The 16,499-nt window shown below is 71.0% G+C and carries 13 protein-coding genes; 6 read left to right on the top strand and 7 right to left on the bottom strand.

Features of this window, described 5'->3' with window-relative positions:
* Nucleotides 1-21: 21 nt before the first annotated feature.
* A complete protein-coding gene (locus tag OV427_RS43340) occupies nt 22-876 on the top strand; it encodes a response regulator (protein WP_267862098.1) in 855 nt (284 codons plus the stop codon).
* Nucleotides 877-922: 46 nt separating this feature from the next.
* Here the strand turns inward: OV427_RS43340 and OV427_RS43335 are convergent, their stop codons facing one another.
* Nucleotides 923-2,227: a radical SAM protein gene (locus OV427_RS43335; RefSeq protein ID WP_267862097.1), complete on the bottom strand. Its 1,305-nt coding sequence runs from the start codon at nt 2,225-2,227 to the stop codon at nt 923-925.
* Nucleotides 2,228-2,426: 199 nt separating this feature from the next.
* Between OV427_RS43335 and ald the strand changes: the two genes are divergently transcribed.
* The 4 genes from ald (at nt 2,427) to OV427_RS43315 (ending at nt 7,295) form a co-directional block, all read left to right on the top strand.
* Nucleotides 2,427-3,554 carry an alanine dehydrogenase gene (ald, locus tag OV427_RS43330; RefSeq protein WP_163992622.1) on the top strand — a complete coding sequence of 376 codons (1,128 nt, stop codon included), beginning with the start codon at nt 2,427-2,429 and terminating at the stop codon, nt 3,552-3,554.
* 241 nt (nt 3,555-3,795) lie between these two features.
* Complete coding sequence (locus OV427_RS43325) at nt 3,796-4,437, top strand: sigma-70 family RNA polymerase sigma factor (protein ID WP_163992624.1); 642 nt, start codon at nt 3,796-3,798, stop codon at nt 4,435-4,437.
* Nucleotides 4,438-4,460: 23 nt separating this feature from the next.
* Nucleotides 4,461-5,345, top strand: coding sequence for an anti-sigma factor family protein (locus tag OV427_RS43320; RefSeq protein ID WP_267862096.1), 885 nt, complete (start codon nt 4,461-4,463; stop codon nt 5,343-5,345).
* A gap of 198 nt (nt 5,346-5,543) precedes the next feature.
* Nucleotides 5,544-7,295 carry a response regulator gene (locus OV427_RS43315; protein ID WP_267862095.1) on the top strand — a complete coding sequence of 584 codons (1,752 nt, stop codon included), beginning with the start codon at nt 5,544-5,546 and terminating at the stop codon, nt 7,293-7,295.
* Between the two features lie 58 nt (nt 7,296-7,353).
* Here the strand turns inward: OV427_RS43315 and OV427_RS43310 are convergent, their stop codons facing one another.
* The 6 genes from OV427_RS43310 to OV427_RS43285 all read right to left on the bottom strand — a co-directional run bounded on the left by OV427_RS43310 (nt 7,354) and on the right by OV427_RS43285 (nt 14,158).
* Complete coding sequence (locus OV427_RS43310; RefSeq protein ID WP_267862094.1) at nt 7,354-8,487, bottom strand: hypothetical protein; 1,134 nt, start codon at nt 8,485-8,487, stop codon at nt 7,354-7,356.
* Complete coding sequence (locus tag OV427_RS43305) at nt 8,484-9,254, bottom strand: type III pantothenate kinase (protein WP_267863575.1); 771 nt, start codon at nt 9,252-9,254, stop codon at nt 8,484-8,486. The genes OV427_RS43310 and OV427_RS43305 overlap by 4 nt, the downstream gene beginning before the upstream one ends.
* A gap of 52 nt (nt 9,255-9,306) precedes the next feature.
* Nucleotides 9,307-10,326, bottom strand: coding sequence for a biotin--[acetyl-CoA-carboxylase] ligase (locus tag OV427_RS43300; RefSeq protein ID WP_267862093.1), 1,020 nt, complete (start codon nt 10,324-10,326; stop codon nt 9,307-9,309).
* 101 nt (nt 10,327-10,427) lie between these two features.
* On the bottom strand, nt 10,428-11,090 hold the full coding sequence (locus tag OV427_RS43295) for a hypothetical protein (RefSeq protein WP_267862092.1): 663 nt from the start codon (nt 11,088-11,090) through the stop codon (nt 10,428-10,430).
* Nucleotides 11,068-11,982, bottom strand: a complete 915-nt coding sequence (locus tag OV427_RS43290; RefSeq protein WP_267862091.1) for a HEAT repeat domain-containing protein — start codon at nt 11,980-11,982, stop codon at nt 11,068-11,070. The genes OV427_RS43295 and OV427_RS43290 overlap by 23 nt, the downstream gene beginning before the upstream one ends.
* A gap of 67 nt (nt 11,983-12,049) precedes the next feature.
* Complete coding sequence (locus OV427_RS43285; RefSeq protein WP_267862090.1) at nt 12,050-14,158, bottom strand: HTH domain-containing protein; 2,109 nt, start codon at nt 14,156-14,158, stop codon at nt 12,050-12,052.
* A 112-nt stretch (nt 14,159-14,270) separates the two neighbouring features.
* Here OV427_RS43285 and OV427_RS43280 point away from each other — a divergent pair, with 112 nt between their 5' ends.
* Entirely contained in the window at nt 14,271-16,466 is a 2,196-nt protein-coding gene (locus OV427_RS43280) for a PQQ-binding-like beta-propeller repeat protein (protein WP_267862089.1), read from the top strand.
* Nucleotides 16,467-16,499: the final 33 nt, after the last annotated feature.

Genomic DNA, 16,499 nt, shown 5'->3' with positions numbered 1-16,499 from the left:
GGGATTCCTTTGAGGAGGACGATGTCGCGCGTACTGGTCATTGACGACAGCCCGATGCTGGTGGAGCTCACCGTACGGGCCCTCACCGCCGCTGGCTACCAGGCGAGCGGCGCGCAGGACCTGGCGAGCCTCGACCAGAAGCTCACCGAGGGGCCGTTCGCGCTCATCCTCATGGACGTGAACATGCCGGAGATGTTCGGCGACGATGTCGTCGAGTATCTCCGGAGGCAGAAGAAGGTCACCGCCAAGCTGGTGCTGTACTCCGACATCCCCGAGGCGGAGCTGCAGGGCAAGACGAAGGCCTCCGGCGCGGACGGCTACATCCTCAAGAGCGGCGGCCTGGAGGCCGTGCTGGGCGGCGTGATGGGGCTGATCGGACCTCCCGCCCTGGGCGTCCCCACCGCCGTGCCCGCCGCTCCGGCCGAGCCCCCCGCCGCCGCGCCCCAGGCCCCGGCGGCCACCGGCGGCATCCCCGCCGCCAAGCCGGCCACCGCGGGCGGACGCAAGCCGCGCATCCTCATCGTGGATGACAGCGAGATGACGGCCCGCATCATCGAAGCGGACCTCGTGTCCAAGGGCTTCGAGGTGCACGTGGCCGACACCGCAGACAAGGCCACGAAGATCATCCTCAAGAAGCAGACGCGTCCGGACCTGGTGCTGCTGGACGTGCGGATGCCCAACGTGAATGGCGAGCAGTTCTGCCGCTTCATCAAGAGCAACAGCCTCTTCAAGGGCATCAAGGTGCTGCTGTGCTCGGGTGAGAACGTCGAGGAATTGCAGCGCATCTGCCGCGAGGCGGGCGCCGACGGCTACATCCCCAAGGACGCGGTGATGGGCAACATGGTGGCCAAGGAGCTGCTGCCCCCCACCGAGTAGACGCGCGCGGGGAACCGGAGTGCCGGTCCCCCGGTATACCCAGCCCCTACCCGCGTCCGGCCGCGTTCTCCCGCTCGTCCAGGCCGCGCGCGAAATTGCCGATGACGAGCCCCGGCCGCGCCGCCTTCAGCCGCTGCAGGAGCGTGCGGATGCCCACGGGCTCGCCGCCCGCGCCCTTGTCACGCGCCACCTCCAGGTACTGGAGCGGATCGATGCACAGCGAGCGCGTCTGCACCTGGTCCACGCGGTACTTCTTCACCAGCCGCTCCAACGCCTTCACCTCGCCCTCGCGGTCGGTGACGCCGGGGAACAGGAGCAGGTTCAGCGCCAGGTACGCGCCGCGCTCACGCGCCAGTGCAATGGACGCCTCCACGTCCTCCCAGCCGTACTTCACCGGCTTGTAGTAGGCCTCGTAGAGGTCCTTCACCGCCGAGTTGAGCGACACGCGGATGGCGTCCAGCCCCGCGTCGAACAGCGCCTCCAGCCCCTGGGTGAGGCTGGCGTTGGTGTTGATGTTGATGGAGCCCTGGTCGCTGTGCGCGCGCATGTAGCGGATGGCTTCGGCAATCTGCTTCCAGCGCGTGAGGGGCTCACCCTCGCAGCCCTGACCGAAGCTGACCATGGTGCGGCCCGGCGCGTGCTGGAGGTGGAACAGGCCAATCTGTCCCATCTCCTCGCCGGTGGGCCCGTCGTCCATGCGCTCGTGCGAGGCGGGCGGCCCGTCCGCGGGCTGGTCGGAGATGCAGCCCACGCAGCGCGCGTTGCACATCACGGACGCGGGGATGGCGGCCTCGTCGCGCACGTAGAACGTGTTCTGCGACGTGAAGCACCGGTAGATGAGCGCGCACGTCTTGAGCTGCTTCAGCACCCGGTTGTCGGGGAAGCGCTTCATGTGCTGCTCCACCAGCGCCTTCATCTCCGGCGTGGAGTAGCGCTCCGGATCCCAATGCGAGCGGCGGTCCGTATGAATGGCCCACGCCACCGGGCCCTCGCCCACCCACGCCGCGGCGGTGTACGCCCACTGCGGCAGCACCGGCCCGTTGCCCTTCACCTCGCCGGGGAGGAACGTGCGCGTGTAGCCCGGCGGCAGCAGCGCGCCCACCGCGTTGGGCACGAAGGTCTTTCCGCCCACCTTCATCTCCCGCACCAGCTCCAGCTCTCCCGTCTCCGGGTGGAGCCCCACGGGCAGGCGGCCGGGCAGGTGCACGAGCCGTCCGGCCTCCGGCAGGGGGATGGGCTTGTCCTGCGGAGGGACGAGCTCCTCCCCGCTGCGCAGCGTGGCGAGCAGGTAGGGATGCTCCATCACCCGGCCCTTGGGGTCGGCGAACAGCAGCTTCGGTGCGGACGTCATGCCTTCCTCAACTACCACCGGCCCCGCGTTTCTTCGACGTCGAAGCGCCGACAGACGCATCGCATTCAACGCCGCGCGTCATACGTGAGGGGTTACTCCGGCTCACCGGAGGCATGCATCCGGCTTCCAGGCGCGCCTTGATTCCCCCCGGGTTTTGGGTAGGGTCCGCGCGATTTCAAGTCCCCCTCTGGAGGCAGTCGTGATCGTCGGAGTTCCCAAGGAGATCAAAACCCGTGAGTACCGCGTCGGCATGGTTCCGGCGGGTGTGCGCGCGCTCACGAGCGCGGGCCACACGGTGTTGGTCGAGACGAACGCCGGCGTCGGCTCCGGCATCCCCGACTCGGAGTACCAGCGCGTCGGCGCGCAGATCGTCGCCAGCGCGGACGAGGTCTGGAAGCGCGCGGAGATGATCGTCAAGGTGAAGGAGCCGATTGCGCCCGAGTACGAGCGCATCCAGCCCGGCCAGATCATCTACACGTACTTCCACCTGGCCGGCGTGGACCCGGAGCTGACGAAGGCGTTGCTCAAGAAGAAGGCGGCGGCCGTCGCGTACGAGACGCTGCAGCTGGATGACGGCAGCCTGCCGCTGCTCAAGCCCATGTCCGAGGTGGCCGGGAAGATGGCCATCCAGGTGGGCGCCGCGTGCCTGGAGAAGGCGCACGGCGGCAAGGGCATCCTGCTGGGCGGCGTGCCCGGCGTGCGCCGCGGCCGCGTCACCGTCATCGGTGGTGGCGTGGTGGGTCTGTGCGCCGCCAAGGTGGCGGTGGGCATGGGCGCCGAGGTCACCATCCTCGACGTCAACCTGGAGCGCCTCACCTACCTGGACGACGTGTTCCTCGGCCGCACCAGCGTGCTGGCGTCGGACACGGAGAGCATCGCCAAGTCGGTGCGCGAGTCGGACCTGGTCATCGGTGGCGTGCTCATCCCCGGCGGCAAGGCCCCGAAGCTCGTCTCCGAGGCCCTCATCGCCGAGATGAGCCCCGGCTCCGTCGTCGTCGACGTCGCGGTGGACCAGGGTGGCTGCATCGAGACCTGCAAGCCCACCACCCACGACAACCCGACCTTCGTGGTCCATGGCGTCGTCCACTACTGCGTGGCCAACATGCCCGGCGCGGTGCCGCAGACGTCCACGTACGCGCTCACCAACACCACCCGCCCGTACGCGCGGAAGATCGCCGACATGGGCCTGGTGGAGGCCGTGAAGTCCGACCGCGCCCTGGCCCGTGCGATGAACACCTACAACGGCCACGTCACCTACGAGGCCGTCGCCAAGGACATGGGCTACGACTACGTGCCCCTGGCGGACGCGCTCGCCGGCCGCAAGTAGGCCCAGCAGGCAGGCAGTCAGGCAGGACCCGGCGGGGAGGTTCGGATGGCGACATCCGGCCTCCCCGTTCGTTATTCCTGGTGGGGAATAACTTCTCCTGGCGAGCGTCTGGTGTTCCCGAAGCGGGCGTGCGGCCGGGTGTAGCAGGGATGGCGTTGTTGCCCAGTCTGTTCCCGTGCATACATTGATGGGCAGGCGACAACTCATTCCCCAATTGTTTCGGGCCCTTGGAAGGCGGGACATGTTGGACTTCAGGCAACCCAACCGAACGAAGCAGGAATTCGAAGAGCTGGCGCTGGCCCATCTGGACCCGCTCTACTCCGCCGCCCTGCGGCTGACGAAGAACGAGCGCGATGCGGAGGACCTCGTGCAGGACACCTGCATGCGGGCCTACCGCTTCTTCGACAAGTTCGAGCGGGGCACCAACATCAAGGCCTGGCTCTTCAAGATCCTCACCAACACCTTCATCAACCGGTACCGCCGGAAGGTGAAGGAGCGCACCGTGGTGGAGGGCGTGGAGCGCGAGGCGGTGCACGAGCGCTTCGTGAGCCGGGACGCGACGGACTTCGCGGCCAACCCGGAGCAGTACTTCTTCGACCGGCTCCTGTCGGACGACGTGCTGCGCGCCATCGACGCGCTGCCCATCGACTTCCGGCTGGTGGTCATCCTCGCGGACCTGCAGGAGTTCTCCTACAAGGAGATCGCCGAGATTCTCGAGTGCCCCGTGGGCACGGTGATGAGCCGGCTGTTCCGCGGGCGCAAGCTCTTGCAGAAGAACCTGCGCGAGTACGCGGTGGGCCAGGGTGTATTCCGGCATGATGGTGAGCCGGTGAACGCCCCCGCGGATCTCGAAGAGTATCGGAACAGGAAGAAGACAGGGTAGAAACAGGTTCCTCCCGCGCGCCCATGACCTGCCAGGAACTCGAACGGCTCCTCTATCCGTACCTCGACGGCGAATTCCAGCCGGAGGAGCGGGTGGACCTCGAAACGCACCTCTCCGGCTGCGCCGCATGTCAGCGCCGCGTGGAGGAGGAGACGCAGATGAAGCTGGCGCTGCGGCGAGCCGCGCGCCACTCCGTCCAGGGGATGCAGGCTCCTGCCTCCCTGCGCGCGGGCCTCCAGGTGGGCCTCAAGCGGGAGCAGCGCCGCGCGCAGTACGGCGTGTGGCTGCGCGCGGGCGCCATGGCCCTGGTGGTGGTGACGGTGGGCGGAGGCTGGGTGGCCTACCAGTCCGAGCAGCGCCTGCGTCTGGCCCGCCGCGAGGCCATCCAGCGCCACAACAAGGTGCTGCCCTTCGAGATTGCCTCCGCGTCGCCCGAGCAGATGGAGGAGTGGTTCAAGGACAAGGTGGACCCGCGCGTCACCCTGCCCCAGCTGCCCAAGGCGAAGCCGCTGGGGGGCCGCATCTCCATCCTCAACGGCAGGGAAGTGGCGTTCATCAGCTACGAGACGCTGCCGCAGAAGGAAGGTGAGCCGAGCCGCCGCCTGAGTGTCTTCGTCGTCCCCGACGACGACGCGGCGGCGCCGAGAGTCCAGGCCCTGAAGGCGGTGGAGGTGGACTCCGCGCAGGGCTACAACGTCGTCACCTGGCGGGACGACGAAATCGTCTACGAGATGGTCACCGACATGGACGAGGACGACATCCGCCGCATGCTCTCCGAGCGCGACAGCGGTGAGGCCATTGCCCGCAAGTCGGAGCCGCCGCAGTCCGAGGAGCCGCTCTTCTCGCCCGCACCCGCGCAGCACTCGCGCCCTTCCGTCCCCTTGCAGACGGTGACGTTCCCTCGCTGAGTCGCGCCGCCGTCCGGCACCTCCCAAACGTTCGTTGCATGACGCCTGCCCGCTCTCCGGGCGGCCGGGATTCCGTCTGGGCGGAACATTGACGGTCCCCTGCATGGCCGATAGCCTCGACGGCGTATTCCTATTTCGCGCGGTGACGCCCGTGGGGTGCTCACGCGCGCGCCGCACCGCAGGACGGGCCGTCCCTCCATGTCCAAGAAAATCCTGATCGTCGAAAAGAGCGACACCGCCCTCGCCGCCACGCTGCGTCCCGCGCTGGAGGCCCGAGGCTTCACGGTGGAGGACACCTCCGACGGCAAGGGCAGCGTGGAGCAGATTCGCCGCGACCGGCCGGACCTCACCGTCATCGCCGTGGAGCTGTCCGCGGGGCAGAACGGCTACCTCATCTGCGGCAAGCTGAAGAAGGACGACGACCTCAAGAACGTCCCCATCGTCATCGTCGGCAACCCGGACGGCTTCGCGCAGCACCGCAAGCTGAAGGCGCACGCGGACGAGTACGTCGCCATGCCGGTGGACGCCAACCTCCTGGTGGAGCGCGTGGGCGCGCTGATCGGCTTCCCGGAGCTCCCGGCGTCCGAGGACGTGGTGGACGAGAGCCTCACGCTGGACGCGCTCGGCGACGAGCCGATGACGGCGGACTTCGGCGAGGAAATCTCGGTCGACACCGGCGAGGAGGCCGCGGTGCAGGGCGAGGAGCTGGACCTCGACGCCGCCTTCAGCGACATGGCCGCGCCCGAGAACGAGCCTTCGATTGACGAGGAGCCCGTCATCGCCCCGCCGGAGGCGGTGGTGGAGGGCGTGGAAGAGGACTTCGCCTCGCTGGACTCGCTGGGCTCGGACGCGGACGACGCGCTCGACGCGCTGGATGACTCGGAGAAGACGGTGGTGGGCTTCATGCCGCCGGAGCTCGTGCGCCCGCCGCCGGAGCCCGTGCGCCCGCCCGAGCCCGTTCGCGTCGTGACGCCGCCGCCCGCGCGTACGCCGCCCCCGCCCGCGCGCGCCTCCGCGCCCCCGGTGACGGCGGCGGCTCCGGCCATGTCCGCGGCGGACGCGGCGGAGCTGCGCAACCTGCGCGCGAAGGTGGCCGAGCTGCAGGGCGCGATCAACGACGCCCAGGGCCAGGCGACCCAGGCCGAGGACCGCGTCCGCGAGCTGGAGACCGAGCTGGAGGGCAAGGCCACCGAGCTGGAGACGGCGCGCGCGGCCACCGGGAAGAACGACAAGGACACCTTCGCCCTGCGCGACGCCGTCAACAAGCGGGACAAGGAAATCCTCCGCCTGAAGACGGAGCTGAACCAGAAGGACCAGGAGATCGTCGAGCTCAAGGACCAGCACCTGGAGCTGGAGCAGAAGGCCAGCACGGCCGACTCCGAGATTGCCCGCCGCGACGCGCAGCTCAAGACGCTCACCACGCGCGCGGAGACGCTGACCACGGAGCGCAAGCGCGTGGACCAGCAGCTCGCCGCCGCCAAGGAAGAGGCCCGCGGCGCCGCCGCGCAGCTGTCCGCGCTCCAGACGGAGGTGGACCAGCACCAGTCCCAGGCCCAGGCGCTGAGCGCCGAGGTGGAGGAACTGCGCGGCCGCACCGGCCAGCTCGAAGCGGACATCCAGGCCGCCCAGGAAGAGGCGGAAGGACTGCGCAGCCAGGTGGACGCCGCGCAGCGCGAGGCCGAGGCCCTGCAGACGCAGCTCGAGGAGGCCAACGCGCAGCTGTCCGAGCAGGGCACCCGCGCGGCCGAGGAGGCCGAGGAGCTGCGCAAGCGCATCAGCGAGCTGGAGGCCGCCGCGGTGCGCGACGAGGAGCGCGTGACGAAGCTCTACGCGCGCATCAAGAACGACGAGAAGCTGCGCGAGAAGACGAAGAAGGCGCTCGCCATCGCCCAGCAGCTCCTGGATGAGCCGGCCTCCGCCGTGGCGGACGCCGACGAGGCCGCGGCCTGAAGTCCTGAGTCGAGCCCCGGGCGTTGACTACTGCCCGGGGCCGCGCCCCCGCCCTGCCCTACCCCTGCTTCTTCGGGGCCGTCTTCTTCTCGTGGAGCTTCTTCGCGAAGGACTGCACGGCGGCGGGCACGTTCTTGTCGCGGGCGAGGTCCTTCAGCTCGGCGTCGCGGAACGAGTTGAGGAACTTCATGGTGATGGTGAGCGGCACCTTGGGGTTCTTCACCAGCGCGAGCTTCACCTTCTGGTTCTTCGTCCACTCGCGGTTGTTGTAGATGACGCGCAGCACGTCATCCATCATCGCCTTGTTGGCCGCGCAGGTGAGCACCTCGCCGTCGGTGATGCGCGGGCTGCGGATGACGGCCACCGCCACCAGCTTGTTGGTGTCGCGGATGAGCGTGCCGCGGGCTTCCTTGTTGCCCAGCGTGGCGAGCTTGATCTTCTCCGCGATGGACATCTTCATCACCCGCTGGGCGAGCGTGAGCCTCTTGCCCTCCTCCATGGGCGCGGCGTCCTCCGCCGCCACCTCCTGGAACTCCTGGAGGACCTGCTCGGCGGTGGGGCCCGGGTCCGGCGGGGCCTCGGCGGCCTCGGGGCCGAAGAGGCGGATGCGCGCCGTCTTCATCTGCGGCACGTCCGCGAGCACCAGCCCGCTGCGCACCGCGAAGTCGCACACGTTGTCGGTGAGCGACACGGGGACGTTGGGGTTGACGCACAGGTTGCGGAGGATGTCCTCGTGGCGCAGCAGGCGCAGCTGGTTCTGGCCGACGATTTCCGCCAGCTTGGCGGAGCAGTCCTTCGACACGTCGGCCACCGCGTCGTCCGGGGTGCTGGCGTTGAGGACCAGCATCTCCGCGTAGGCTTCCTTGCCCTTGAGCAGGCCCAGGAAGTAGCCCAGCACGGGAGGCTGCACCTCCTCGTCGCGCACCGCGGAGCCCAGAATCTTGTCCGGCAGTCCGGCGGCCGTCTTCGCCGCCGTGTCGCGCACGCCGGCGTCCGGGTCGAACGTCAGCATGTAGAGCGCGCCGAGCATGTCCGACGGGCTGAGCGGCACCAGCGACTTGGCCGCCATCATCCGCAGGGGCACCGGCGCGGCCGGGTCCACGTGCTTGCGCAGGTTGGGCGGCAGGAACTCCGCGTTGAAGGGACAGCCGGGGGGCGGCGCCGGGACGGCGTTGGGGACTGCGGTGGTCATGACGCGTGATTCCTTCCGTAGATGATGCGCAGGCCCTCGAGCGTGAGGAACTCGTCGACCTCGTGGATGGCCTTGGACTCGCTCGCCACCAGCGCGGCCAGGCCTCCGGTGGCGACGACCCGCACCGGGAAGCCCAGGTCCGCGTGCATCCGCGCGCAGATGCCGTCCACCAGCCCCACGTAGCCGAACACGAGCCCGGACTGGATGGAGTGCACGGTGTTGCGGCCGATGACGTGCGGGGGCCGCGCGAACTCCACGCGCGGCAGCTTGGAGGCATTCTGGAACAGGGCCTCCATGGCGATGTTGATTCCGGGGCAGATGGCGCCGCCCAGGTACTCACCCTTCGGAGACACGGCGTCGAAGGTGGTGGCGGTGCCGAAGTCCACGACGATGACGCCCGAGTGGTGCTTCTCGTAGGCGGACACCGCGTTGACGATGCGGTCGGCGCCCACCTCGCGCGGGTTGTCGTAGAGGATGGGCATGCCCGTCTTCACGCCCGGCCCGACGAACATGGGGCGCGTGCGGAAGTAGCGCTCGCTCATCTTCTCCAGGTTGAACTGGAGCGGCGGCACCACGCTGGACACCACCACCGCGGACACCTTCGTCGCGTCGACACCGCTGTGGGTGAAGAGCTGGCGGACGAGGATGCCGTACTCGTCCGAGGTGCGGCGGGTACTCGTCTCCACCCGCCAGTGGTCCAGCAGGCGCCGGCCCTCGAAGACCCCAAGGACGGTGTTGGTATTGCCAACGTCGATGGCCAGAAGCATCACGCCCCGCACTCTACCGCGAAGGCGGCCCCCACGGCTGCCCTCCCCGGGCCTACCTGGGGCGTGCCGGCTTCCGGGGCCGCAGTTGCTCCACGTCGCCCGCCAGCACCCGCTCGAGCGAGCCCCCCTCCGTCCGTACCAGCAGCGCGCCGGACGGGTCGATGTCCTCGGCCCGCCCGCGCAGCTCCTGCCGGTCCGTGCGCACCAGCACGTCCTGGCCCAGGGTGGAGGACAGCGCCTTCCAGCGGGCGCGCACCGGGTCGAAGCCCTCCTCGAGGTACCGGTCCAACCACTCCTCCATCCGGCCCCAGAGGGCGGCGGCGAAGCGGGCGCGAGGCACGCGCTGGCCGGTGGCCAGGGTCAGGGAGGTGGCCGTCTCGCGCAGCTCCTCCGGGAAGTGCTCCGCCCGGGAGTTGAGGTTGATGCCCACGCCCACAATCACGAAGTGCACGCGCTCGGGCTCGGCGGACAGCTCCGTGAGGATGCCCGCCACCTTGCGCCCGTCGAGGTGGACGTCGTTGGGCCACTTGATGGCGGCCTCCGTCCCCTGCTCACGCAGCGTCTCCGCCAGCGCCACGGCCGCCACCAGCGTCAGCTCCGGGGCGCGCTGCGGCGGCAGCTCCGGGCGGAGGATGGCGGAGAAGTAGAGGTTGAGGCCCGGCGGGGACACCCACGCACGTCCCCGGCGCCCCTTGCCAGCCGTCTGCTGCTCGGCCACCACCACCTCGCCATGCTCGGCGCCGTCCTGCGCCAGCCGGAAGGCCACCTCGTTGGTGGAGCCCACCGAGTCGTGGTGGTGCACCGTGCGGCCCATGTCACGGGTGGTCAGCAGCGGGGCCAGCTCCAGCGAGGTGAGCCGATCCGGCACCTCCAGCAGGCGGTAGCCCCGGGCGGAGATGGCCTCGATCCGGTAGCCCTTGGTGCGCAGCGCCTCCACGCGCTTCCACACGGCGGTGCGCGACAGCCCCAGCTTGCCGGAGAGCGCCTCCCCGGAGGTGAAGTCGCTCCCACTCTCGGAGAGGAAGCCCAGGATGAGCTCCTCCTGCGTCTGCTCGGTCGGATCGGCGGGCACGGGAGAACCCTCGCGGAAAGAAGCGCCACGGTACGGAGGGGCGGCCGGGCTTTCAACCCGCCACGTCGCCCCCGTCCCGCGCCCCGTCTCGCAGCGGGCGCTCAGCCGGCCGGAGCCGGCTCGGCGGCGGGCCGTCCACCGCCCTGGCCATCACTGAGCCGCCAGCCCGTCAGCTCCATGAGGACCTGCGGCGTGCGCTGGCCGTCCTTCCCCTCCACCGCGATGTCCAGGCGGACGATGCCCACACCGGGAGCGAAGGACATGGTGTTCACCAGGGTGGCATTGGCGTCCATCCGGTTGCGCCCCTCCACCTGGACGCAGCCCTGGAAGGTGCCGGCGGGGGCCTGGCACGTCACGCCGACGCCGACGATGCGGTAGCGCTCCGTGGACGACACGGACACCACGTTCGTCCACGAGTGGCCCACCTCCAGCGGCCCGCGCAGCAGGTAGCGCTTGGCGTCCCGCAGCCCGTAGGCATCCACCGCGAGCTGCCCGTTCTGGTTGTCGAGGAAGTAGCCCTCCTCCTGCTTGAGGACCTCCACCGTCACCTGCTTGTTGGCGATGCCATTGAGGCGGTACGTCCAGCGGTTGCCCACCGCGAGCGGGTAGAACTGGGCCACGTTGTCGGTGGACGCCGCCCTCGGCGCGGCCTCCACCCTCTTCTTGGAGCAGCCGATGCCCAGCACCAGGGTGGCCAGCAGGGCCACCGCCCCCACGCCGAATGAACGCTTCATCAGGATTTCAGTCCGCGTGGCCCGGGCCACGCGCCTCCGCCGTCGAGTGCTTGCGTGATGCGTAGAGCGTGTCCAGCGCCTGCTGCGCCGCGGCCTGGACCGCGGGCGCATCGTGCCCCTGCGCCACCGTGTAGAGGTAGGCCTCCGCCTCGGGGCCGCCAATCTCGCCCACCGCGAAGACGATTTCCTGCACGAAGCCCAGCTCCTTGCCCCGCGCCAGGTCGATGAGCACGGGCACCGCGGTGCGCGCCTTCATCTCCACCAGCGTCCCCATCGTCTTGCGCAGCGAGTCCGCGTCGGTGGCGTCCTTGAGCTGCTCGATGAGCAACGGCGCGGCGGCCGGATGCTGGCGGTCCGCCAGCGTGTGCAGGGCGACGTCGCGCAGGCGCGAATCGTCCGCCCGCAGGTCCTGCACGAGCGCGTCGTCGGTGCGCTCCAGCGCGGCGAGCTGCAACACGGCGGAGTCCGTCACCTGGCGCAGCACGCTCTGGAGCGCCACGCGCATGGCCTCCTGACGCCCGGTGGGCGAGTCCTTCGCAACGGGCGCCTCACCCAGTCCCACCACCTCGTAGTGCTGGGGGAGGTCTCCACCGAAGCGCTCCAGCGTGAGGCTGGCACCCACCTCGGCATAGCTGCGCGGGTCTCCGTCCTTCAGCACCTCGCGGGTGAAGGGCACGTCCAGCGTCAGCCTCCAGGGGCGCACCTCTCGGGGCGCGTCCTCTGCCTGGGGGTCGAAGCGGCCGGAGGACTTCAACGCCTCCGTGAAGAGCGTCGCCACCCCTTCGGGCGCGAGCCCCAGCAGGGCGTTGTCCCGCACGGTGGTGCCGGAGACCTCCACCGGCGCCACCGGGTAGCGCGGCGCCTGCGGACGGCAGGCACCGAGAAGGACGACGCAGGAGGCGAGCACCAGGGCCGGCTTCATCGCACCCCCAGGTTAACACCCGGGGCGCGACGGCGCCGGCCATTCCCCGCCCGCCTGCGGTCCCCTGTCAGCCCTGGCCTCCCTCAGACGAATCCGGAGGCGGCGTTTCGCGACGCTCGGTCGCCTCTCGCACCTCCTGCGACTCGGCGGGAGTCGGGGAGCCGACAGGCGCGGACGCCTCGGCCCCGGGCTCCGGGGCGGACTCACCCGTGGGGGCGGCGGCGGTCTCCACGGTGCCCTCCGTCGCCGGAGCCGCGGTGACCTCACCGGCGGGAGCGCTGGCGCCCTCCCCTGCCGGAGCCGGGGTGGCTTCGGAGGAAGGAGCGACAGGAGCCTCACCCGACGGCGCGGCGGTGGCCTCACCCGCGGGAGCGGACGGAGCCTCGGCGGAAGGAGCAGCAGCGGCGGCGGCCCCTTCGGCCGGAGGCGTCGCCCCCGGGGCGGCACCCTCACGGTTGCCACGGCCGCGGCGACCGCGACGGCGGCGGCGGCGGCGCTTGCGATCGCCCTGGGCGCCCTCGGCACCACCCTCGGCGGCGGCACCCTCGGGACGGGCGCCTCCGACGAAGGCGCTGGCGGCCTCCAGGTCCTCGTCGTCGCCCTCCTCGTCGTCGTCACCCTCCTCGTCCTCACCCGCCTGCTGCACGGGTGCGGCGGGCGGCGCGGCGAGGGGAGCGCTCTCGGCGGCGGGGGTGGCGGACGCGGCCTCGGGCACCTCGGCGGACTCCTCCGCCTCGCGCGCCTCACGGGCCTCGCGCTCGCGGCGGCGCTTCTCGCGCGGACGCTCGCGCTCCTGCGCGCCGGGGGCGACCTCCGCGGAAGCCTCCTCGCCCTCGCCCCGGGCCTGCTTCTCGCGCTGGCGCTCCTCGCGGCGCTTCTGGGCCTCCTCGGCATCCAGCTTCGCGGCCTCGAAGAACGTCTCGTCGACCTCGTACAGCTCCACGCGGGTGACGGTGACGGCCGTCTCCGCCTCGAGGAACTTCTCGCCCAGCGCGTCACCGCACCAGAGCATCACCAGCGAGCCGCTGGCCTGCGCCTCGGTGCGCGCGTCGCCGCGCACATCCCCGGCGCTCACCAGCAGGCCCACCTGCGCGGAGTAGTGGCCCAAATCCCGCCGCAGCTCCTGCACCGTCTTGCGGTCGATGCCGGGCGCGCCCTTCAGCATGCGCACCGCGTAGCGCAGCTCCACGCTGCCCTCGCGCTTGCGGGCGGTGAGCAGCGGGCCTTCCTTGGACCGCTTCGCCACCTTCAGCTCGCGGAAGCCCAGCCCGTGCATCATCTTCACGACGGACTTCTCGAACGTGCCCACGTCCAGCTCGCCCAGGCGCTTGCGCAGCCCGCGCGCCACGGCGCGGCGCGCGTCCTTGAGCGTGGTGCGCAGCGTGGTGAGCAGCGTGGCGTCCACCAGCGGCTCGGCGGCGGCCGCGGCGGCCGGCTTGCCCAACAGGGGGCGCCCGGCCTCCAGGGGGATGCCCAGCGCCTGCGCGAAGGCGGCCTGCAGCTCCAGCGGCGGGGCCTCGCTCGGCGCGCCCGCGCGCTCCAGCGTCACCTCGCCGGACTCCTTGTTGAAGGAGTACTGCGGGCGGCGGCCGGCGTCGATGCGGCGCTGGTTGTCCTCCAGCAGGGCGGTGAGCACCGCCTCCACCGTGGTCTCCTCGGCGCACAGCTCCTTGCCCTTGGCGCGCTCGATGATCTGCTCGGTGCGCAGCGCGACTTCCGCCTCGCTGAGGATTTCGAACACCACCTCCGGCAGCGGCGGGAAGCGCTTGCGGCGACCACCCCGCTCCTCCTCCTCGTCGCGGCGACGCTTGCGGTCGCTGCCCCGGCCCGCCACCTTCACGTTGTCCACGCGAGGCTCCGGATGGCGCTCCGCCGGACGCAGCGGCGGCAGATCCTCTTCCGGATGTGGCTCGATTACGCCAGTCTGTGCCAGGGCCTCCGCATCCTCGGGAATCGACCAGTCCACCAGCGCGAAGGTGTCCTTCGCCGTGACAATCACCTTGCGATCCCTCGTGCGGCGCGCCATGGCAGCGAGGCGCGACAGCATCGTCACCTCAGGCGTCTTGCCCACGTGGGAAAGCAGGCTCTGCTGGATGGACTTCTCAGTGATTTCGAGAAAATGGAGGGGACGACCTTCGCTCTCCAGGACACGGAGCGCGGCCTCGTAGAATGTCATCGAGTATTCCCCAAGAATTCCGAACGGTTACAAAAATGTAGGTCCGTATGGGTGGCGGATGCTAGCCATCGCTAAACTGGCTTGTCAACGAACGGAAGATGACCCGCAGAAGATGACCCGCATACGCATCGGACAGCGTTGGAAACGCGAACCCGCGACTTCCCCGCTCGATTCCATCGCACTGGAATTGGACGGGGTGGACCTGCTGTCCGGGGCCGTGGAGGAGTCTCTAGCAGAAGTGGTGCCCGCGCTGGTGCGCTCAGTTGCGGCCATTTATGGGGGGCGACAGCGGCTGGCCCAGGTTTCCCTGCCGGAAGCCCACCTGGAACTGGTGCTGCGCCGGGTAGGACCGGAGGTGGAATTGCTCGTGGCGAGCCTCGCCCGCCCCGCCCGGCTGCTGCGGCCACCGGTGCGCGTGGAGGTGGACGAGCTGGCGGTGGCCGTCCGGGAGGGCGCCGAGCGCTTCCTCGCGGACGTCACCCGGGTGGCCCCGAAGGCGCTCTCCCAGGCGCTCTCCCAGGCGCTGGGGGAGCCGCTGAAGGTCCTTCGCCGCCCCGCCCGCCCTCCCGAGGAGGCGCGTGCGAAGCCCTCCACGAAGCGGGTGGAGCCCCAGGAGGTGCCCGGCTTCGGCTTCGAGCTGCGCGACGTGGGAGTGTCCGCCGGCCGTGCGAGCGAGCGGGGCACCTCGGGAAGCCTGGCGCCGCTGCTGGCCGGGGGCGAGGTGTGGCTAGCGCTGCCGGGCCGCCCCGAGGCGTGGCGCGTCCCGGGTCCGCCCTTCCTCGCGGTGCTGGAGCTGTCGCGGCAGGCGGTGGAGCTGGCCCGCGCGGTGGAGCTGGGCGAGGAGCGCTTCGAGCTGGCCCCCGCGGGCGCGCGGCCGGTGCTGGTGCTGGACTTGAAGGCCGGCAAGGCGAAGCCCGGGCGCACCGGCACGCCCTTCCCGCTCGACGCCAAGGCGCTGGCCGGGGCCCTCTTCCACCTGGGCGAGTCCCTGGCCGCCACCTTCGCGGAGTCCGACCGCACGCAGGTGGGCAACCCCTACCTGGTGGAGCTGGCGGAGCGCTGCCGCGAGGGCCTGTCCCACCTGCGCGGCGCGGTGCAGCCCCCCGAGGCGCAGGGCGCGGCCCGGGAGCGGAAGGCCCGTGCGGAACGCGGCACGTCGAAGCCGCTGAAGGTGCCCGGGCGCCTGCGCCGGCTGCGCTTCGAGAAGCTGTGGGAGAAGCGCGGGCTGGCGGACGCCGAGGAGGCGAAGCTGCTCCTGGGCCGGCACGGTCCGGTGTACTGCGCGCCGCAGCTCGCGTCGGCCTTCTCCCGCAAGGACGGGACGCTGCTGTGGAAGCGCGCGGCGCCGCTGGGCGTGGCGGCGTCCGCGGACGGACACGCGGTGGCGGCGGACATGACGCGCGTGTACGGCTTCACCGGCCGGGGCGCGGGCGCGCGCTGGCTGCATGACCACGACGGCATCCCCCTGGGCCCGCTGCTCCTGCGCAAGGACGGGCTGCTGCTCACCCTCTCCGAGGACCGCACCGTCGTCGCCTTCGCCGAGGCCACCGGCCGCGAGGTGTGGCGCCTCGCCCCCCCGCGCACGCAGCGAAGCTGGCTGTCCACCCAGGGCCACCGCGCGCTGGTGGGCACCGACTCGGGCTACCTCTACGGGCTCGACTTGGAAGACGGCCAGGTGCGCTACCGGATGCGCGCGCCCATGCCCTTCCACTGCCCGCCGGTGGCGTGGGGCCGGCGCTTCCTGTCCATGCTGGGGCGCGGCTCGCACTGGGCGGTGCTGCTCGCGGACGCGCACACCGGTGAAACCGTGTGGACACACGAGCCGGACCTCACCCATCCCTCCCTGCCACTGCCCGTGGGCCCACGCGTGTTCCTCGCCGGGGAGCGCGAGCGCGACGGCGTCCTCCTGTGCCTGGACTCCAAGGGCAAGCGCGTCTGGGAGCGGCCGCTGAACCTGGGGCCGGGGCCCTACGCGCTGTCGCCGCTACCGCGCGCGGTGGTGGTGACGAGCCCGTCCGGGGCCGCCGCGCGCGTGGCCGCCAACGGCACGGTGGACTGGCGCGTGGGCGCCGCGGGCGAGCCGCTCATCCGCGCGCTCCCGGCCCGCACCGCGCGGGGCGTGACGCTGGTGCCGGGCGAGCGGGTGCGGGCGGTGGACCCTCGCGGCGGCCAGGTGCTCGCGGAGGTCCGGGTGGGCGTGGGGCTCGTCGCGCTCCAGGCGGACGTGCGCCTCAACCTCTACTTCCTCGACGACGCCGGCACGCTGTCCTCGTACCGGCTGGCGTCGCACTTCACCGTGGTGGAGTAGGCGCGGGCAGCATCCCGCGCCGCTCCTCCCGGG

It is taken from the genome of Pyxidicoccus sp. MSG2, assembly GCF_026626705.1.
In the GTDB taxonomy this organism is placed as follows: Bacteria; Myxococcota; Myxococcia; order Myxococcales; family Myxococcaceae; genus Myxococcus.
The sequence above is the reverse complement of the archived record's forward strand: the minus strand, read 5'-3'. Positions and strand labels throughout refer to the sequence as shown.